At 64.5% G+C, this 18,651-nt stretch carries 19 protein-coding genes and 1 tRNA gene; 12 read left to right on the top strand and 8 right to left on the bottom strand.

Annotated elements, in window-relative coordinates; genetic code table 11:
* Nucleotides 1-16 precede the first annotated feature (16 nt).
* Nucleotides 17-421: a hypothetical protein gene (locus NCS67_RS03375; RefSeq protein ID WP_250434222.1), complete on the bottom strand. Its 405-nt coding sequence runs from the start codon at nucleotides 419-421 to the stop codon at nucleotides 17-19.
* Entirely contained in the window at nucleotides 414-737 is a 324-nt protein-coding gene (locus NCS67_RS03370) for a type II toxin-antitoxin system Phd/YefM family antitoxin (protein WP_250434220.1), read from the bottom strand. The genes NCS67_RS03375 and NCS67_RS03370 overlap by 8 nt, the downstream gene beginning before the upstream one ends.
* Before the next feature lie 220 nt (nucleotides 738-957).
* Here NCS67_RS03370 and ribBA point away from each other — a divergent pair, with 220 nt between their 5' ends.
* The 4 genes from ribBA to NCS67_RS03350 are packed head-to-tail and all read left to right on the top strand — an operon-like array spanning nucleotide 958 to nucleotide 4,294.
* On the top strand, nucleotides 958-2,121 hold the full coding sequence (ribBA, locus tag NCS67_RS03365; RefSeq protein WP_033536677.1) for a bifunctional 3,4-dihydroxy-2-butanone-4-phosphate synthase/GTP cyclohydrolase II: 1,164 nt from the start codon (nucleotides 958-960) through the stop codon (nucleotides 2,119-2,121).
* Nucleotides 2,122-2,156: 35 nt separating this feature from the next.
* Nucleotides 2,157-2,666 carry a 6,7-dimethyl-8-ribityllumazine synthase gene (ribH, locus tag NCS67_RS03360; RefSeq protein WP_008350863.1) on the top strand — a complete coding sequence of 170 codons (510 nt, stop codon included), beginning with the start codon at nucleotides 2,157-2,159 and terminating at the stop codon, nucleotides 2,664-2,666.
* Nucleotides 2,663-3,100 (top strand): transcription antitermination factor NusB, encoded by a 438-nt coding sequence (nusB, locus tag NCS67_RS03355; protein WP_008350865.1) that lies wholly within the window; start codon nucleotides 2,663-2,665, stop codon nucleotides 3,098-3,100. Before ribH ends, nusB begins: the two co-directional genes overlap by 4 nt.
* Entirely contained in the window at nucleotides 3,101-4,294 is a 1,194-nt protein-coding gene (locus NCS67_RS03350; protein ID WP_008350867.1) for a pyridoxal phosphate-dependent aminotransferase, read from the top strand. It abuts the gene before it with no gap.
* Nucleotides 4,295-4,362: 68 nt separating this feature from the next.
* On the opposite strand, the gene NCS67_RS03345 is transcribed toward NCS67_RS03350, so the two are convergent.
* Entirely contained in the window at nucleotides 4,363-5,508 is a 1,146-nt protein-coding gene (locus NCS67_RS03345) for a lytic transglycosylase domain-containing protein (RefSeq protein ID WP_250434218.1), read from the bottom strand.
* Nucleotides 5,509-6,095: 587 nt separating this feature from the next.
* Between NCS67_RS03345 and NCS67_RS03340 the strand changes: the two genes are divergently transcribed.
* From NCS67_RS03340 to NCS67_RS03330, 3 genes are read left to right on the top strand one after another with little or no spacing between them, the layout of a single operon-like run.
* The gene (locus tag NCS67_RS03340; RefSeq protein ID WP_250434195.1) at nucleotides 6,096-7,691 is read left to right on the top strand and encodes a UbiD family decarboxylase; all 1,596 of its coding nucleotides are present in this window, start codon (nucleotides 6,096-6,098) and stop codon (nucleotides 7,689-7,691) included.
* Nucleotides 7,688-8,686 (top strand): asparaginase, encoded by a 999-nt coding sequence (locus NCS67_RS03335; protein ID WP_175981791.1) that lies wholly within the window; start codon nucleotides 7,688-7,690, stop codon nucleotides 8,684-8,686. The genes NCS67_RS03340 and NCS67_RS03335 overlap by 4 nt, the downstream gene beginning before the upstream one ends.
* A gap of 4 nt (nucleotides 8,687-8,690) precedes the next feature.
* Entirely contained in the window at nucleotides 8,691-9,359 is a 669-nt protein-coding gene (locus tag NCS67_RS03330) for a LysE family translocator (protein WP_008350875.1), read from the top strand.
* Between the two features lie 10 nt (nucleotides 9,360-9,369).
* Here the strand turns inward: NCS67_RS03330 and NCS67_RS03325 are convergent, their stop codons facing one another.
* A complete protein-coding gene (locus tag NCS67_RS03325) occupies nucleotides 9,370-10,335 on the bottom strand; it encodes a threo-3-hydroxy-L-aspartate ammonia-lyase (RefSeq protein ID WP_250434193.1) in 966 nt (321 codons plus the stop codon).
* Between the two features lie 129 nt (nucleotides 10,336-10,464).
* Nucleotides 10,465-10,767 carry a hypothetical protein gene (locus NCS67_RS03320; protein ID WP_034471336.1) on the bottom strand — a complete coding sequence of 101 codons (303 nt, stop codon included), beginning with the start codon at nucleotides 10,765-10,767 and terminating at the stop codon, nucleotides 10,465-10,467.
* 1,338 nt (nucleotides 10,768-12,105) lie between these two features.
* Here NCS67_RS03320 and NCS67_RS03315 point away from each other — a divergent pair.
* The 3 genes from NCS67_RS03315 to trmB all read left to right on the top strand — a co-directional run bounded on the left by NCS67_RS03315 (nucleotide 12,106) and on the right by trmB (nucleotide 13,611).
* The gene (locus tag NCS67_RS03315) at nucleotides 12,106-12,666 is read left to right on the top strand and encodes a YggT family protein (RefSeq protein ID WP_008350879.1); all 561 of its coding nucleotides are present in this window, start codon (nucleotides 12,106-12,108) and stop codon (nucleotides 12,664-12,666) included.
* A 54-nt stretch (nucleotides 12,667-12,720) separates the two neighbouring features.
* Nucleotides 12,721-12,795: transfer RNA gene (locus NCS67_RS03310), tRNA-Gly, on the top strand.
* Nucleotides 12,796-12,870: 75 nt separating this feature from the next.
* Nucleotides 12,871-13,611 carry a tRNA (guanosine(46)-N7)-methyltransferase TrmB gene (gene trmB / locus NCS67_RS03305; RefSeq protein ID WP_008350880.1) on the top strand — a complete coding sequence of 247 codons (741 nt, stop codon included), beginning with the start codon at nucleotides 12,871-12,873 and terminating at the stop codon, nucleotides 13,609-13,611.
* Nucleotides 13,612-13,680: 69 nt separating this feature from the next.
* Here trmB and NCS67_RS03300 read toward each other — a convergent pair whose 3' ends face one another.
* The 3 genes from NCS67_RS03300 to NCS67_RS03290 form a co-directional block, all read right to left on the bottom strand.
* On the bottom strand, nucleotides 13,681-14,514 hold the full coding sequence (locus tag NCS67_RS03300) for an undecaprenyl-diphosphate phosphatase (protein WP_034471340.1): 834 nt from the start codon (nucleotides 14,512-14,514) through the stop codon (nucleotides 13,681-13,683).
* Between the two features lie 62 nt (nucleotides 14,515-14,576).
* Nucleotides 14,577-15,170, bottom strand: a complete 594-nt coding sequence (locus NCS67_RS03295) for a DUF1439 domain-containing protein (protein ID WP_244807807.1) — start codon at nucleotides 15,168-15,170, stop codon at nucleotides 14,577-14,579.
* Nucleotides 15,171-15,242: 72 nt separating this feature from the next.
* On the bottom strand, nucleotides 15,243-15,530 hold the full coding sequence (locus tag NCS67_RS03290; protein ID WP_033536695.1) for a YkgJ family cysteine cluster protein: 288 nt from the start codon (nucleotides 15,528-15,530) through the stop codon (nucleotides 15,243-15,245).
* Nucleotides 15,531-15,678: 148 nt separating this feature from the next.
* Here NCS67_RS03290 and hemN point away from each other — a divergent pair, with 148 nt between their 5' ends.
* Together hemN and NCS67_RS03280 are read left to right on the top strand one after the other, a co-directional pair.
* Complete coding sequence (hemN, locus tag NCS67_RS03285) at nucleotides 15,679-17,061, top strand: oxygen-independent coproporphyrinogen III oxidase (RefSeq protein WP_008350884.1); 1,383 nt, start codon at nucleotides 15,679-15,681, stop codon at nucleotides 17,059-17,061.
* Between the two features lie 146 nt (nucleotides 17,062-17,207).
* On the top strand, nucleotides 17,208-18,587 hold the full coding sequence (locus tag NCS67_RS03280; protein ID WP_008350885.1) for an amidase: 1,380 nt from the start codon (nucleotides 17,208-17,210) through the stop codon (nucleotides 18,585-18,587).
* Nucleotides 18,588-18,651: the final 64 nt, after the last annotated feature.

The raw sequence follows: 18,651 nt of genomic DNA, 5'->3' as shown, positions 1-18,651 counted from the left end.
CTCGCGTTGTCCTGACCTAGCGCTCCGGACCCCACAGATCCCTGAATTCGGAGGAAGTCTCTTTCATGTGCCGGAGCGACAAGAAAGTGATCTTGTCACCGGACAACAGATAGAGCAGCACGTAGTCATCGAACAGATGTTCGTGTAGCTCGCCTTGATGAGGCGCGCCCGACTTCGTGACGTCCACGATCTCCTCGATCGTCAGCAAAGCATCGACCGTATCCGGCTTCGAATTGAGAAGGCGTCGTCCAAGAGCCGGAAAGCGCCGAAGCACCGGTACGACCTTCTTTTCGATCGCCTCGACTAGCCGAAGGAAGCTTTCAGGCCGGTCAACGCGGTTCCAGTAGCGCTCGATATCCGTGAGTCGGGCATTGAATTCGCTCGAGATTCGGATGGTCGTGCACTTGCGTTCATCATTCACGGTCCGACTCTCCGTCATCGGTTTGCGGCGCTCCCAGACGCGCTTTCAGACGGATGAAGTACTCGTCGGCATCTTCCGTTTTGTTCTTGTCGAGGCTCTTCAGAGCGGTCAACGCGTCGTTCAGCAGCACCAGATGAATGCGGGACCTCTCCATGCGGTAGAACGCTTCGAGCTTTTCCGCGCTGATCAACGCGGCATAGCTTTCTCCGTTCTTCGTGATGATCTTTTCATTGCCGCCGCGAACCTCGTCGACGAGTTCAGAGAGATTTGCACGCGCCTGAGAGAGCGGAATGATGTCCCTTGCCCTATAAGCCATGTTCGGCCCCATTAAGTTTAATGTACACAACATTGTACAAAATCCATCCGCTTTAAAGTTACAGTGAGGACAGTTTCCCAAACGCTTGCCCGTCGCGCCATTCGTCCGAATGGCTTAGGAAACCTCCACCTCTCGAAGAGAGTCGATTTCCCCGACGCTCCACCAGCCGTGGCGTAAAATACGCGCTTTCCCCAAATCAGAGCCCGCTCGGGACGTCATCATGTCGCTCGCCTCCACTCCTGAGATCATCGCTGAACTGAAAGCCGGCCGGATGGTGATCCTCGTCGACGAAGAAGACCGCGAGAATGAAGGCGATCTCGTCGTCGCCGCAGAATTCGTCACGCCCGAAGCGATCAACTTCATGGCGAAGCACGGCCGCGGCCTCATTTGCCTCACGCTCACGCAGGAACGCTGCAAGCAGTTGAACCTGCCGCTCATGACGCATCGCAACGGCACGCAGTACGGCACGGCGTTCACGGTGAGCATCGAAGCCGCCGAGGGCGTGACGACCGGCATCTCGGCCGCCGACCGCGCGAAAACCATCGCCGCGGCCGTCGCGCACGATGCGCGCGCCGAGCACATCGTTCAGCCGGGCCACGTCTTCCCGATCATGGCGCAGCCGGGCGGCGTGCTCGTGCGTGCGGGCCATACGGAAGCCGGCTGCGACCTGACCGCGCTCGCGGGTCTCACGCCCGCCGCGGTGATCTGCGAGATCATCAAGGACGACGGCGAAATGGCGCGTCTGCCCGACCTCATCGAGTTCGGCCAGCAGCACGGCATCATGATCGGCACCATCGCCGATCTGATCCACTACCGCAGCCGCACCGAATCGATCATCGAGAAAGTCTGCGAGCGGACGATGCAGACCGCGCACGGTCCGTTCCGCGCGCTGCTGTATCGCGACGAGCCCACCGGTTCGCCGCACATCGCGCTCGTGCGCGGCACGCCGCGTCCGGATCGCGACACGCCGGTGCGCGTGCACGAACCGCTCTCCGTGCTGGATCTGCTCGAAATCGACTCGTCGACGCACTCTTGGACCATCGACGCCGCGATGAAGGAAATCGCCGCGCGCGATCTCGGCGCGATCGTCATGCTCAATTGCGGCGACACGAAGGAACATCTCGTCGACGTGTTCCGCGCGTTCGACCAGAAGGACAAGGCGGCGGAACTCAAGCGCCGCCCGATCGACTTCAAGACCTACGGCATCGGCGCGCAAATTCTGCGCGATATCGGCGTCGGCAAGATGGAAGTGCTCGCGAATCCGCGCAAGCTCGGCAGCATGTCGGGCTACGGCCTGGAAGTGACAGGCTTCGTGCCGATGCCCGGCTGCCCCGCCACCGCCGCGCCCGCCGATACGAGCATCACGCAGTTGCGCTCGGCCTGAACGCCAAACCCAATCTGAACCAACGGAAATCATTCATGGAAATCGGACAATACCAGCCGAACCTCGACGGTGACGGCCTGCGCATCGGCATCGTGCAGTCGCGCTTCAACGAACCGGTGTGCAACGGCCTCGCCGACGCCTGCATCGAGGAGCTGGAACGCCTCGGCGTGATCGGCCAGGACGTGCTGCTCGTCACGGTGCCCGGCGCGCTCGAAATTCCGCTCGCGCTGCAAAAGCTCGCGGAATCCGGCCAGTTCGACGCGCTGATCGCGCTCGGCGCCGTCGTGCGCGGCGAGACGTATCACTTCGAGCTCGTGTCGAACGAAAGCGGCTCGGGCATCTCGCGCATCGCGCTCGACTTCGGCATTCCGGTTGCGAACGCCGTGCTGACGACCGAGAACGACGAGCAAGCCGTCGCCCGCATGACCGAAAAGGGTCGCGACGCCGCGCGCGTGGCGGTCGAAATGGCGAATCTGTCCGTCGCGCTCGAGCAGCTCGGCGGCGACGATGAAGACGAAGACGAAGAAGACGAGGACCGCGCATGAAGAGCGCACGACGCCGTTCGCGCGAACTCGCGACGCAAGGGCTTTACCAGTGGTTGCTGTCGGGCGCGCCCGCCGGCGAAATCGACGCGCAGTTGCGCAATTCTCAAGGTTTCGACAAGGCCGATAAGGATCATCTCGATGCGATCCTGCACGGCGTGATCAAGGAATCCGACGCGCTGTCGGCCGAGTTGCAGCCGTGCCTCGATCGTCCGATCGAGCAGCTGTCGCCGGTCGAGCGCGCGGTGCTGCTGGTTGCCGCCTTCGAGTTCAAGCATCACATCGACGTGCCGTATCGCGTCGTCATCAACGAAGCAGTCGAGTTGACGAAAACTTTCGGCGGCTCGGACGGCTACAAGTACGTCAATGGCGTGCTGGACAAGCTCGCCGTCGTGATGCGGCCCACCGAAGCGCAGGCGCGCGGCCGCGGAGCATAAATGAACCAGACAGCCGAACCGCTCGTGCGGCTGGCGTCGCGCGTCGACGCAATCGAGCCGTTCTACGTGATGGAGCTGATGAAAGAGGCGCAGGCGCTCGAGCGCGCGGGCCGCGACATCATCCACATGAGCATCGGCGAGCCGGATTTCACCGCGCCGGAGCCGGTCACGAACGCCGCCGCCGATGCCCTGAAGCGCGGCGTGACGCAGTACACCAACGCGCTCGGCATCCACGCGCTGCGCGAGGCGATTTCGCAGCATTATCGCGATACCTTCGGCCTGGCCGTCGACCCCGAGCGGATCGTCGTGACGGCGGGCGCGTCGGCGGCGCTGCTGCTGGCGTGCATGGCGCTCGTCGATAACGGCGACGAAGTCCTGATGCCCGATCCCTGCTATCCGTGCAACCGGCATTTCGTGTCGGCGGCGGATGGCAAGCCGGTGCTCATCGCGAGCGGCCCGGCCGAGCGCTTCCAGTTGACGGCCGAGCATGTCGAGGAGAACTGGAGCGAGAAGACGCGCGGCGTGCTGCTCGCGTCGCCATCGAATCCGACGGGCACGTCGATCGAGCCGGACGAACTGCGGCGCATCGTCGACACGGTGCGCGCGCGCGGCGGCTTCACGATCGTCGACGAGATTTACCAGGGCCTGAGTTACGACGCGAAACCCGTGTCCGCGCTCTCCTTCGGCGACGACGTCGTCACCGTGAACAGCTTCTCGAAGTACTTCAACATGACCGGCTGGCGGCTCGGCTGGCTCGTCGTGCCGCACGCGATGGTCAGCGCGGTAGAAAAGCTGTCGCAGAATCTGTTCATCTGCGCGTCGGCGCTCGCGCAGCATGCGGCGCTCGCGTGCTTCGAGCCGGAGACGATCGGGATCTACGAAGCACGGCGACTGGAGTTCAAGCGGCGTCGCGATTACATCGTGCCGGCGCTGCGCTCGCTCGGTTTCGGCGTGCCGGTCGTGCCGGACGGCGCGTTCTACGTCTACGCCGACACGACGACGGTTCATCACCCCGCCGCCGGCGACAGCGATGCGCTCACGCATTCGATGCTCCACGACGCGGGCGTCGTGCTCGTGCCGGGCGCGGATTTCGGTTTCCACGCGCCGCAGCGCTACATCCGGCTGTCGTATGCGACGTCGCAGGCGAAGCTGGAAGAAGCGGTCCAGCGACTCGGCACGCTGTTCCGTCGATAATCGCGACGGCACACGCAACAAAAAGGGCACCCGCGGGTGCCCTTTCCTTTTTACGTCTGCCGAAAGCCTTACGCGCCCAGCTCCGCCGATGCGACGTGCTTCGTCTCCCCGTCGCCATCGTCCTGCGATTTCTTCGGCGATTCGATCGTCGCGTGAACGCGTTTGTCCGCGGACGTCGAGGCGAGAACCTGCTTCGGCGCGGCCTGGACCGGCGCCTGCGGCGCGTTGATCGGCACATTGCGGCCACGCGCGACATCGCGCAGACGCGAGCGCTCGGCCAGCACCTTCGCGCCGTAACCGCCGTCGTCCTGCGTCGTCGAGCCGACGTAGTAGCGCAAGCCGCCCGCCACCGAGCCACCGCGCGCGATGCAATCCTTCAGCACGAGCGCGCCGACCTTGATGTTCGCGAGCGGATCGAGCGCCGCGTGCGAGCCGCCGAAGTACTCGAATTTGTCGGAATGCACCTTCGACATGACCTGCATGAGGCCCTGCGCGCCGACGCCGCTTTCCGCATACGGATTGAAGCCCGATTCGATCGCCATCACCGAAAGCAGCAGCAGCGGATCGAGGCCGACTTCGCGACCCGTATCGAACGCGGCGCGCACGAGTTCCGTGACCGGCTCTTGCGCCACGCGATAGCGACGCGCGATGAAATTCGCGACGAGCTTCTGCTCACGCGCCGAGACGAGCACACGGTCATCGCGCGCATCCGCGACGACGCGTTGCGCAGGAATCAGGTTCGCCAGCATGCCGACGGACGGCATCGTGCGCGGATCGAGCCCGTTGGGCGACACGGCCAGGCTGATGCCGCCGGTGAGCTGACGGGTGCTGGCGTCGTCGCTGGCCGCCGCGCCGAGCGACGGGGTCACGGCGGCCGGCGCCTTGGCAATTTCGGGCGCCGCCGTGTTAGCGGTCACGTTCACGGACAGCGCGGCGTCGCCGGGCGCGCGATGCACCGCCGAGAACGGCGGCAGCGGCTGGCCGGCGAGCAAACGCGCCGGACCGGCCTGGACCGCGGCCGACACGAACGGCATGATCTTTGCGGCGAACGTCGTGCGCCAGGAAGGCGCCAGCCAGAGCGCGAGCGCACTGACAACGGCCGCGCAACCGACCACGGCGAAGAGATGGTGACTCAAACGGCGTCCGCGACGTAGCGCTACGCGCACAACCTGCGCGGCGCGGGAGTCGGAACCCCACCAAACCGAAGCATTCATCGATACTCCCAATGTTGCATGATTTGCGCAGATGAATACGAATGAAGCACGTACTCGAGAGACAAATCAGACACCGCTCACTCTCGGTAAGCGTCAGCGGCATCGGGGATACGGCAAGCGCCGTCTGAAAAGCCGATCCGGCAAAAATCCGCCGGGTTGCGCGGCACGAACTGCATGCCCTGAACGCGCACGTGGCTTTCCACGCGAAAAACCGGCGTGCGAAACGCCGGCAATGACAACCAACAGCCATGAATCGCCGGGCAGGAGCGGCGCAGGCGACGCATTGGCGTCTGACAGACCTGAGGCTAAGGTAAAAAGTTTCAAAACCTGCAATGGATGCCAAGCGATTCTAACAGGGTTTAATGATCCGTCAATGCTATAGACTTTGGTTTCAATTACTTACAGTTATATTGAACAGTGTTCAGCAGCCGAAAACCACGTCTCCCGGGCGATTCCAAGTGGTTTTCGCTGAATGTCGCCCAACGCACGGACGCCGACGCAGGTAAAATCGACAATCGCTTAGCGCGCAGCCGTCCCGCCCGGGGAGTTCTGCCTCCGGGCGCCTTCGAGTCCACTTCCGACCATCGATGAAATACAAAGATCTGCGCGACTTCACCGCCCGCCTTGAAGCGCTCGGTGAACTCCGCCGCATTCGGCAGCCCGTCTCTCCCGTTCTCGAAATCACCGAAGTCTCCGATCGCGTGTTGCGCGCGGGCGGACCGGCGCTGCTGTTCGAAGCGCCCACCGGTTACACGATGCCCGTGCTCGCGAACCTGTTCGGCACGACGCGGCGCGTCGCGCTCGGCATGGGCATCGAGACGGACGCGCAAAGCGGTTCCGATGTGAGTCTCGGCAGCGACGTCGCCGCGCTGAGTTCGTTGCGCGATGTCGGCAGGCTGCTTTCCGCGCTCAAGGAGCCCGAGCCGCCGAAGGGCCTGAAGGATGCCGGCAAGCTGCTCTCGCTCGCGAAGGCCGTGTGGGACATGGCGCCGAAGTCGGTCAGCGCGCCGCCCTGTCAGGAAATCGTGTGGGAAGGCAACGACGTCGATCTCAATCGGCTGCCGATCCAGACATGCTGGCCCGGCGACGCCGGTCCGCTGCTCACCTGGGGCCTCACCGTCACGCGCGGGCCGAACAAACCGCGTCAGAATCTCGGCATCTATCGGCAACAGCTGATCGGGCGCAACAAGCTCATCATGCGCTGGCTCGCGCATCGCGGCGGCGCGCTCGATTTCCGTGAGTTTGCGCTCGCGAATCCCGGCAAGCCGTATCCCGTGGCGGTCGTGCTCGGCGCCGATCCCGCGACGATTCTCGGCGCAGTGACGCCCGTGCCCGATTCGTTGTCCGAATATCAGTTCGCTGGTCTCCTGCGCGGATCGCGCACCGAACTCGCCAAATGCCTGACGCCGGGCGTCGATGCATTGCAGGTGCCGGCACGCGCGGAAATCGTGCTCGAAGGTTTCATCTATCCGCAGGACGGCGCGCCGCCGCCCGCGCCCGCAGGCGCGCCGCCGCGTCCGTCGGCGGGGGCGTCGGCGAAATACGAGCACGCGCTCGAAGGCCCGTACGGCGATCACACCGGCTATTACAACGAGCAGGAATGGTTTCCGGTCTTCACCGTCGAGAAGATCACGATGCGCCGCGACGCGCTGTTCCATTCCACCTACACAGGCAAACCGCCGGACGAGCCTGCCGTGCTCGGCGTCGCGCTGAACGAAGTCTTCGTGCCGCTGTTGCAGAAGCAGTTCACCGAGATCACCGATTTCTATCTGCCGCCGGAGGGCTGCAGCTATCGCATGGCGATCGTGCAGATGAAGAAGAGCTATCCCGGCCACGCGAAGCGCGTGATGTTCGGCGTCTGGAGCTTCCTGCGGCAATTCATGTATACGAAGTTCATCGTCGTCGTGGATGAAGACGTGAACGTGCGCGACTGGAAGGAAGTGATCTGGGCGATCACGACGCGGGTCGATCCGACGCGCGACACCGTGATGGTCGACAGCACGCCGATCGATTATCTCGATTTCGCGTCGCCGGTTGCGGGTCTCGGCTCGAAGATGGGACTCGACGCGACCAACAAGTGGCCCGGCGAAACGAATCGCGAATGGGGCCGCCCGATCGTCATGGACGAAGCCGTGAAGCGCCGCGTCGATACGCTCTGGACCGAACTCGGACTCGACAAATGACGATCGCGGCCACGCTCTATCGAGGCGATGTCATCGAGAACACGCACGCGGCGCATGTCGCGGTCGTCGATGCCGATGGCCGCCTCATCCATTCTTTCGGCGATCCGCGCCGCGTGACGCTGCCGCGCTCGGCCGCGAAGCCCGCGCAGGCGCTCGCCGTCATCGAAACGGGCGCGCTGGAACGCTTCGGCTTCACCGACGAGGACCTCGCGCTGATGTGCGGATCGCACAGCAGCGAGCCGCGTCATATCGAGCGCGCGCTCGCGATGCTCGCGAAGTCGAACGCGAGCGAAAGCGATCTGCGCTGCGGCGGCCATCCGCCGATTTCAGACGCCGTGTACAAGGACTGGATCCGGCGCGATTTCACGCCGACCGCCGTCTGCAGCAATTGCTCCGGCAAGCACGCCGGCATGCTCGCGGGCGCGCGCGCGATGAACGCGCCACTCGCCGATTACCACTTGCCCGGTCATCCGCTGCAGGCGCATGTGAAGCGCACGGTGGCGCGCGCCGTCGATCTCGCCGATGACGAAGTGCAATGGGCCATCGACGGCTGCAATCTGCCGACGCCCGCCTTCCCGCTCGAACGTCTCGCGCGGCTCTATATGAACATCGCCGCCGCGTCGGACGGCTCGCCGCTCGCACGCATCCATCGCGCGATGACATCGCATCCGGAACTCGTCGCGGGCGAAGGCCGCTTCTGCACGCTACTGATGCAGGCGTTCGGCGGCGCGCTCGTCGCCAAGACCGGCGCGGACGCGAGTTACGCGATCGGCGTGCGCCGCGAGACAGGTCCGATCGGCATCGCGGTGAAAGTCGAGGACGGCAATACGGCCGTGGTGAACGCGGTCGTCGTCCATCTGCTCGATGCGCTCGGCATCGGCACGCAAGCACAGCGCGATGCGCTCGCCGCCTTCCGTAATCCGCCCACACGCAACACGATGAACGTGCCGACCGGCCGTCTCGATGTCAGCTTCACGCTTCACAACCATCAATAACAACATGCATTCGTGGTCGTTGCTGTCGGACGGGTTCTTTCTGTCGCTGTCGTTGTGTCTGGATATCGGGATCGCCAACGTCGCGATCATTTCGCTCGCCCTGTCGCACGGATTCAAGCCGGGGATGGTGCTCGGCCTCGGCACGTGCTTCGGCGATCTGTTCTATGCGGCGCTCGCGCTCGCGGGCATGTCCGCGCTCTTGCAGTTCTCCGCCGTGCGCTGGGTCGTGTGGATCGGCGGCGCCGTCGTGCTGCTCTTTCTCACCTGGAAGATGGCGCGTGAAGCGCTCAATCCGGCGTCGGCGCCGCCCGTCGAAGGCGAAGCGGATCTCACCGTGCCGCGCCCGAAGCATTGGCAAAGCTTCGTGCGCGGATGCCTGCTCGCGGTGTCGTCGCCGAGCGCGATATTGTGGTTTGCGGCGGTCGGCGGCGCGCTCATCGCCAAGGCCGGCGCGACGAGTCCCGTCAGCGCGTCGGTGTTTCTGATCGGCTTCTTCTGCGGCGGGCTCGGCTGGACGATCTTCATCTGCACGCTCGCGAGCCACGGCCGAAAGCGCGCCGGCACGCAGCTCCTGCGCGCGTGCCACGTGATGTCCGCCGTGCTGTTCGCGTACTTCGCGTACAGCGTGATCGTGAACGGCTACCGCGATCTGATCGTCAACGCAGCGTCGTGACGATCCGCCATCACGCGAGATACTGCGACAGCTTCGGCAAATCGACGTTGCCGCCCGACACGATCACGCCGACGCGCTTGCCTTCGACCGGCACGACCTTCTGCAGCACGGCGGCCGCCGCGAGGCAGCCGGTCGGCTCGACGACCATCTTCATGCGCTGCGCGAAGAAGCGCAGCGTGTCGATCAATTGCGCATCGCTCACGGTGACGATCCGGTCCACGTGACGCTGGATGATCGGAAAGTTGTATTCGCCGACGTGCGTCGAAGCGGCGCCATCGGCGATCGTGCGCGGCACGTCGATATGCACGATTTCGCCGCGAGCGAGCGATTGCTGCGCGTCGTTGCCCGCCTCCGGCTCGACGCCGATCACCTTGCAGTCCGGCGACAACGCCGCCGCCGCGAGCGCGCATCCGCCGATGAGCCCGCCGCCGCCCAGACACACGAACAGATAATCGAGCGGACCGGTTTCCTCGATCAGTTCCTTCGCCGCCGTGCCCTGCCCCGCGATCACATGCGGATGGTCGTAGGGCGGAATCAGCGTCATGCCGCGTTCCTCGGCGAGCTTGCGGCCGATTTCCTCGCGATTTTGCGTGTAGCGGTCGTAGGTGATCACTTCGCCGCCGTAGCCGCGCGTCGCCTCCATCTTCGCGGCGGGCGCGTCTTCCGGCATGACGATCGTCGCGCGGATGCCGGCGAGCTTCGCGGACAGCGCGATCGCCTGCGCATGATTCCCCGACGAGTACGTGATGACGCCCGCTGCGCGCTGGCGGTCGTCGAAATGAGAGAGCGCGTTGTAGGCGCCGCGGAACTTGAACGCGCCCATGCGCTGGAAGTTCTCGCACTTGAAGAAGAGCGACGCGCCCGCGATGGCGTCGGCGGTGCGGGAAGTCAGGACGGGCGTGCGATGGGCGAATCCTTGGATGCGCCGGGCGGCGTCGGCGACGTCATCGAAAGTCGGGGCGGGAAGAGTGGACATCGGCGTGAGAGCGTGAGGTGAGGAGGATCATCATTGTCCCAGTTCCGTCGCAAAAATCCAGAAATCGGCCCGTAAACGCAGAAGGCGATGCATGCATGCATCGCCTTCGGAATAAGCCGTTCGGGCCGATCAGCGGCGCCAGTAGCCCGGTCCGTGACGGTAGTAACCGTGATGCCGGTAATACGGACGGCCGTAGTAGCCATAGCCGCCGTAGCCGCCATAAACCACCGCGGGCGGCGGCGCATACATGACAGGCGGCGGCGCCACATAAACGGGCTGCGGCGGCGCGACATAGACAGGAGCCGGCGGCGCGGCGTACACCGGGTAAGCCGGCACCCCGATACCCACGCCCACCGATACATGCGCCTGCGCTGCACCGACGAATCCCACGCCGAGCGCACCAGCGACCAACAAACCACCGAGCTTTTTCACTTTCGTTCTCCTCGCCGCTACGCATGATGGCCGGTCCAGGCGGCTCACGAGCGACGGTATGAGTCGAATTTATCGAAAAAGCAGATCGGTCGGCGGAGTCATTTGTTGCAAATTGCAAGATGCTTAACGCTGCCAGGAGACCGAAAGCCGGGCGATGGCCGCAAACAGGCTCCGATCGACCGTTCGGCGGACCTGCGCGCGGTGGCTCGACTCGATATACGCCATAAGTTAAAAAACGGCGTAACGTCTATTTACAAAAGAACGGAAAAGCCCCGACGGACAATGCGTCCGCCGGGGCTTCTCATGTAATGCGCGAGATTCTTAAAAGCTCGAAGCGTCGTTCAACCCACTTTGACGTAAGCGAATTCACGCGTGACGTTCGGCGGCACATAAGCCGCGCCGATAACGACGCGAGGCGTCAGGCGCTTTTTCTGATCCCACCAGCGGCGCCGTTGGGCTTGGCTCAAAAATCGCAGATGCTTTCTATAAGAGAAAATGCTCACGGCAACCTCCGAACGTAGCGAATGAAACCTTGATGGGAGAGCCGGCTGCATCCCGCCGCGCCTGCGCTCCCGCTGAAATCGTCTTCTCTTTAGTATCGAGCGCCCTGTTCGTTCCTCAATGTACGCAAAGAAACCAAGCCTTCACGTCGATATGCGATTGATGTGTGTCAAACCACATTCAGCGAAAAGCATGCTTTTTGGCCGGAAAATTCGTCCTGTCCGATTTCTCGCCCACTCATTCGAAGGGAAACAATCCCGCCCAATGAAGCGCTCGGCCCTTTCGCTTTCCGTCTTTATATCCTGCCAGTTTTGCGTGAAATACGCTTTTCGCGATCGTCTCAAAATGGCAACACTAGGGTTTTCCGACACTGGCGTTTCATGCGGATGAGTCTCCTGCGATTAACTTTCGCGTACCTTTCACGCAATCGCCCGACCAATCGCGCGCGGCGCGTGCGACAACGTCCCCAAGCGGCTGCAAAGCCATGTTAAGGTGACGTCCGGCGCCCCATCAGGCAAGCCTGTTGGGCGGGGAGTTCGAATCGCCGAGAACAGAAAAACGCGAAGCTTCGTCTAACGGCGTGCGTGCGACGGGCGCGCAAACGCGCATGATGCGCCGCGCGCCGCGCGCCGCGATGACTTCGACGAGATACTCAGTCCAGAGAACGAACAATGATCAAGGTCAGCATTCAAGATTCGCGCCGCGCGGACGGCCGCCATCCAGACATCACTCGCGGGCGGCTCTGCGCCCGCTAGCGCCTTTCGTCTCCCTTCACCTTTCGCTTAACCCGACCCGGCGCACGTCGCAACACTGCGCACGCATCCTAGAGGACCCGAGATGTTCGGCGATATCGCCCGTTTTCTGCTCAACACCCTTTTCACCCTGTTCGGCGCGGCGCTCCTGCTGCGCGCATGGATCCAGGTCGTGCGGATGCCGCCCTACAACCCCGTGTCGAACGCCGTGATGCAGGCGACCAACTGGCTCGTGCTGCCGCTGCGCAAGATTCTTCCCGGCGGGAAGATCGACTGGGCGAGCATCGTCGCGGCGTTCATCGCCTCGGCTGTCTACGTGACGCTGATGGTCGTGCTCGCGGGCGTCGATCCGACGCTCATGGCGCCGACCCTTCTGCTCGTCGCGTTGCTGACCGTCGTCAAATGGGCGCTAAACCTGATTATCTGGGTGACGATCCTGATGGCGCTCCTGTCGTGGCTCAATCCGCAGTCGCCGGCGATGCCGCTGCTGTATCAGATCACCGCGCCGTTTCTCGATCCGCTGCGGCGCATCCTGCCGCGACTCGGCGGCATCGATCTTTCGCCGATTCTGCTCTTCGTGATCGTCCAGGTGCTGCTGATGGTCGTGACGCGCGTCGCCGTCTCGATGACGCTCTTCGGCATCTGAAACCCGCGCGCAATTGCGCCTCGGGACGCGTTGCGCTTACAATAGCCGGCTCATGCGGGCGTCGTATAATGGCTATTACCGTAGCTTCCCAAGCTACAGACGTGGGTTCGATTCCCATCGCCCGCTCCAGAATCCCAGCGAAAGCCGCCCCAAGTCACGTTTGGGCGGCTTTTTAGTTTCGCGCATCCGTTCCAGCATCGCCTCATGAGCCACGATCCCCAAGACGAAGCCGACGACAACGGCACGCACCCGTCCGACGTCAACGAAAACGCCACGCTGCGGCATCGGCGCATCCGCAGCTTCGTCACGCGCGCGGGGCGCGTATCGCCGGGCCAGCAGCGCGCGATCGACGATCTCGGCCCGCGCTACGTCGTGCCCTACACGCCGCAGCTCGCCGACTGGGACGCGCACTTCGGCCGCCACGCGCCGCGCGTGCTCGAGATCGGTTTCGGCATGGGCGCAACGACGGCGGAAATCGCGGCCGCGCGTCCGGGCGATGACTTCATCGGCGTCGAAGTGCACGAGCCGGGCGTCGGCGCGCTGCTGAAGCTGATCGGCGAGCAAGGGCTCGGCAATATCCGCATCCTCCAGCACGACGCCGTGGAGGTGCTCGAACACATGATCGCGCCCGACAGTCTCGACGGCGTGCACATCTACTTTCCGGATCCGTGGCACAAGGCGCGCCATCACAAGCGCCGCCTGATTCAGCCGAAGTTCGTCGCGCTGCTCGTGTCGCGCATGAAGCCGGGCGGCTATATCCATCTGGCGACCGACTGGCAGAACTATGCCGAGCAGATGCTCGAAGTGCTGTCGGCGGAACCGGCGCTCGAAAACACCGCCGACGGCTACGCGCCGCGCCCCGATTTCCGCCCGGTCACGAAGTTCGAGCGGCGCGGCCTGCGGCTCGGCCACGGCGTCTGGGATCTGATGTTCCGCCGCCGCTGAACGGCATCGCCCAGAAAGCAAAACGCCACGGCAAGCCGTGGCGTTTTGCTTTGCGTGGCGAGAGCGGGATCAGTCGGCCCAGCTCAATCCGCCGCTGTATCCGACGATCAGGATCAGCAAGCCGAAGCCGATGCGATACCACGCGAACGCCGTGAAATCGTGCGACGCGACGTAGCGCAGCAGCCAGCGCACGCAGACGAACGCGCTGACGAAAGCCGCGACGAGCCCGATGACGAACAGCCCGATATCGTTCACGGTCAGCGTGCGCCAGTACTTGGCCATTTCGTAGAGCGTCGCGCCGAAGATGATCGGAATGGCGAGGAAGAACGAGAACTCCGTCGCCACGCGCCGTTCGAGCCCGAACAACATGCCGCCGATGATCGTCGCACCCGAACGCGAGGTGCCCGGAATCAGCGCGAAACATTGCGCGAGGCCGACCTTGAAGGCATCCCCATAGGAAAGATCGTCGACGGAATGCACGCGCGTGATGACGCCCCGCTCGCGCTGGCGCGACTCCGCCCAGAGAATGACGATGCCGCCGACGATCAGCGCGACCGACACCGGCACCGGCGAGAACAGCACCGCCTTGATGTGCTTTTCGAGCAGGAGACCGAGCACGATGGCCGGAATCGTCGCGATGATGACGTTGAGCGTGAAGCGCCGCGCGTCGGAGCGTGCGGGCAGGCCGGCGACGACGGAGCCGATCTTCGCGCGGTATTCCCAGCAAATCGCGAGAATCGCGCCGAACTGGATGACGACGTCGAAGGTTTTCGATTGCGCGTCGGTGAAATTCAGCAAGCTGCCCGCCACGATCAGATGCCCCGTGCTCGAGACCGGCAGAAATTCGGTCAAGCCCTCCACGACGCCCAGGATGAGCGCCTTCACCATCAATATCCAGTCCATCCGTCAGCCCTTGTTCGCGGTGTAGCCGTAGGTTTTGATGCACATTGCGCAGCGATTTCGATTCACTTCTCGACAATCTGCACACGTATGCCGTTTGTAAGGACTGTGATTGTACCGGGTTCGTAAGACACCCCGGCGAACTGGAGCTCCTCGGGCTTGAAGGTGTGGATCGGATAGCGGTCGAGCAATTGCGCCGCGAGTTGCGCGCCGACCGACGCGATCTGCTGGTTATATTGCGCGGCATCGCCCGTGAACTGCGCATCGTCGACGGACGGCGACACGAGAATGACCGAACGGCTCGGCGCATCGTAGCCGAGCTGCGTCGAGAGCGTGAACGCGCCGATCACGGGATTCGGCATGAACGGCGTCGAAAGTCGCGCATCGACGCGCACGGTCACGCGGTTGCGATCCGGCGCCATCCCGACGACGGGATTGCTCAGGACGACGTCGAATATCTGCGAAGCCGTGCGTTGCAGCGGGAACTTGCGCGCGACGGCGGCTTGCACCTGCTGCGTCGAGAATGTGTAGTGATCCGGAATGAAGGGGAATACCGAGTTCGAGGCCGCGTGGGCCTTCGATGCGAGTGCGAGCGCGGGCAGCGCCATCAGCCCTGCCCGCACGAACCGGCGCCGCAGCGGCGCGACGGGTTCCGTCATGCTTGATCCTCCAGTGTTCTTCTTCGAATCTGCGCCGTCTTCGGCGCGGTCCGCGAATTGGACTGTCGATCGTCACGACAGTTGCGTCGGCTGCGTCGCTGTTTCGAGCCGCTCGATCCACGTCAGCGCATATTCGCGCGTCTCGCCGCACATCTCGTGCGAAGGCTGCAATCCGCCGCAGCACGCCGGCCTGCGCGGATCGCCGAAAATCCTGCAGCGCAGATCGTCGCCCAATTGAACGCAGCGTTCGCCCGCGCGCTTGCCATCCGGCATCCCCGGAATCGGACTCGAGATGGACGGCGCGATGCAACAGGCGCCGCAGCCCTCGCGGCAGGCATGGGGCGAAGAATCGATCGACATGGCGTGACTGAACAGCGCAAAGAGAACCGGCATTTTCTCATGCCTCTTCTTTGCGGTTCGTCAAATGCTGCCATTGGGCTGCGACCTTATCACGCAATGTTCGCGCGCATCGTCCGACTACACTCGGACGTTCCCCCCGAGGTCCGCCATGACTCCCGCCGCCCCGCTCTTTCGCCCCGACCTGCTCGCGCGCTACGACGCGCACGGTCCGCGCTACACGTCCTATCCGACCGCCGTCCAGTTCACCGATTCCTTCGACGCCGCGCACTATCGCGAAGCCGCGAGCCAGTCCAACGCGAACGCCGATCTCTCGCTCTACTTCCACATTCCGTTCTGCGACACCGTCTGCTTCTACTGCGGCTGCAACAAGGTCGCGACGAAGAATCGCGCGCACGCTCGCCCGTACCTCGATCGCATGAAGCGCGAGCTGGCGCTGCAAGCAGCGCTTTTCGATACGTCGCGCCCGGTGACGCAGCTTCACTGGGGCGGCGGCACGCCGACTTTCCTCTCGCACGACGAGATGGCCGAGCTGATGTCCGCGACGCGCGAGCACTTCAATCTCGTTTCCGACGAGCGCGCGGAATATTCGATCGAAGTCGACCCGCGCGAGGCGTCGGCGCAAACCGTCGCGTTGCTGCGCGAGCTCGGCTTCAACCGCCTGAGCCTCGGCGTGCAGGACTTCGACGAACGCGTGCAGCGCGCCGTCAATCGCATTCAGCCGCGCGAAATGACCGAAACCGTGCTCGACGCCGCGCGCGCGAACGGTTTCAAGTCGGTGAGCGTCGATCTGATCTACGGCCTGCCGCATCAGAGCGTCGAAAGCTTTTCGCGCACGCTCGACGCGATCGTCGATCTGAAACCGGATCGCGTCTCCGTGTTCGGCTACGCGCACATGCCGGCACTCTTCAAGATGCAGCGGCAGATCGACGAAAGCGCGCTGCCTTCACCGGCCGTGCGTCTCGCGATTCTCGAGCGCGTGATCGGGCGCATGAGCGACGCGGGCTACGTGTACATCGGCATGGATCATTTCGCACTGCCCGGCGACGAGCTCGCGCGCGCCTTCGAAGCCGGCACGCTCCAGCGCAACTTCCAGGGCTACAGCACGCATGCGGATTGCGATCTGATCGGCATCGGCGCGTCGTCGATCGGCAAGATCGGCGATGTCTATGCGCAGAACGCCCGCGAACTCGCCGACTATGCCGCGGCAATCGACGCGGGGCGGCTCGCCATCGCGCGCGGCGTGCGCCTGTCCGCCGACGATGCACTGCGCCGCGACGTCATCATGCGTCTCATGTGCGGCGGCGAGCTGCGCTTCGACGATGTCGCGAGCGCGCACGGCATCGAATTCCCCGCCGTTTTCGCCGACGAACTCGCGCGCCTCGCGCCGATGGCCGGCGATGGCCTCATCGATCTCTCGCGCGACGCGATCCGCGTGCTGCCCGCTGGCCGCATGCTGGTGCGCAACGTCGCATCGGTATTCGACCGCTATCTGGGTCAATCGAGTCTGCGGCGCTTCTCGCGCACGATCTGAGCGGTGTTCGATCGGCGTCGGTGGCTTAGAATGACAGCCACCTTGGACGCCCCGGCTTTCGGCTGCGGCGTCCATCCACTCACTGCCGATGCGAAGCGCCGGGCATTGCCGGCTTCTCGCAGACGGCGACGCCACTGCCCGACGCCATGCCGACCACTTCGCCGCAGTTCGCCCCTCTCGCCCAACTCGCCGCCGATCTGAAAAGCGGCCGCACGACGAGCCGCGCGCTCGTCGAGACGGCGCTCGAACGGATCGCCGACCCGGCGGGCCAGGGCTCGACCGTTTTCCTGCATGTCGATGCCGATCACGCCCGCGCCGCCGCCGATGCGCACGACGCGCTGCGCCGCGCCGGGACCGTGCTCTCGCCGCTCGCGGGCATTCCTGTGTCGATCAAAGATCTCTTCGATGTCGAAGGCCAGGTGACGCGCGCCGGCTCGAAGGCGCTCGCCGACAACGCGCCCGCCAGCGCCGACGCCGTGACCGTCGCGCGCCTGCGCCGTGCGGGCGCGGTGATCGTCGGGCGCACCAACATGAGCGAGTTCGCGTTCTCGGGCCTCGGGCTCAATCCGCATTACGGCACGCCGCGCTCGCCGTGGCGCGCGAACGTGCCGGGCGACGCGCGCATCGCGGGCGGCTCGTCGTCGGGCGCGGCGGCATCGGTCGCCGATGGCATGGCAGCCGTCGCGCTCGGCACCGACACCGGCGGCTCGATCCGCATTCCGGCCGCGCTGTGCGGCCTCACCGGCTTCAAGCCGACCGCGAGCCGCATCCCGAAGCAAGGCGGCGTGCCGCTGTCGAAAACGCTCGATTCGTTCGGTCCGATCGGCGTGTCGGTCGCATGCTGCGCGCTCGTCGACCGGATTCTCGCGGGGCGCGATCCCGGCGTGCCCGCGACGCGCCCGCTCGAAGGCGTGCGCCTCGGCGTGCTGACGAACTACGTCACCGATGGCGTCGAGGCGAGCGTCGCCAGCGCCGTCGCCGCGGCCGTCAATCATCTCGCGGCGGCCGGCGCGCTCGTGGAAGACGTGCGCTTTGCGCCGCTCGATCGTCTGCCGGAGATCAATCGCTATCCGCTCGTCGCGATCGAAGCGTATGCGTGGCATCGCAAGCTGATGGCCGAGCGCGGCGCCGATTACGATCCGCGCGTGCTGGCGCGCCTGCAACGCGCCGAAGCGGCGAGCGCGGCGGATTACATCGACTTGTGCGAGGCGCGCGCCGCGATGATCGAAGCCGCGCGCACGACGCTCTGGCAACGTTTCGACGCGATTCTCTGCCCGACGGTGCCGGTGCTGCCGCCGCGCATCGCCGATCTCGAATCGGATGACGACGCCTTCACGCGCACCAACGCGCTGATCCTGCGCAATCCGACCGCGTTCAATTTTCTCGATGCCTGCGCGCTCTCGCTCCCCTGCCATCCGCGCGGCGAGGCGCCCGTCGGCCTGATGCTCGCGGGCGCGCCGAACTCCGACGACACGTTGCTGTCGATCGGACGGGCGGTCGAAGCGGTGCTGGAAACGACGCGCTGAGCGGGCCGGGAAACTCGGCCAATCGTCGCGGCTGATTTTGCGCACCGGGCGTTCGCGCTAGAAT

The sequence above is a fragment of the Caballeronia sp. ATUFL_F2_KS9A genome, assembly GCF_023630765.1.
Classification (GTDB): Bacteria; Pseudomonadota; Gammaproteobacteria; order Burkholderiales; family Burkholderiaceae; genus Caballeronia; species Caballeronia zhejiangensis.
The sequence above is the reverse complement of the archived record's forward strand: the minus strand, read 5'-3'. Positions and strand labels throughout refer to the sequence as shown.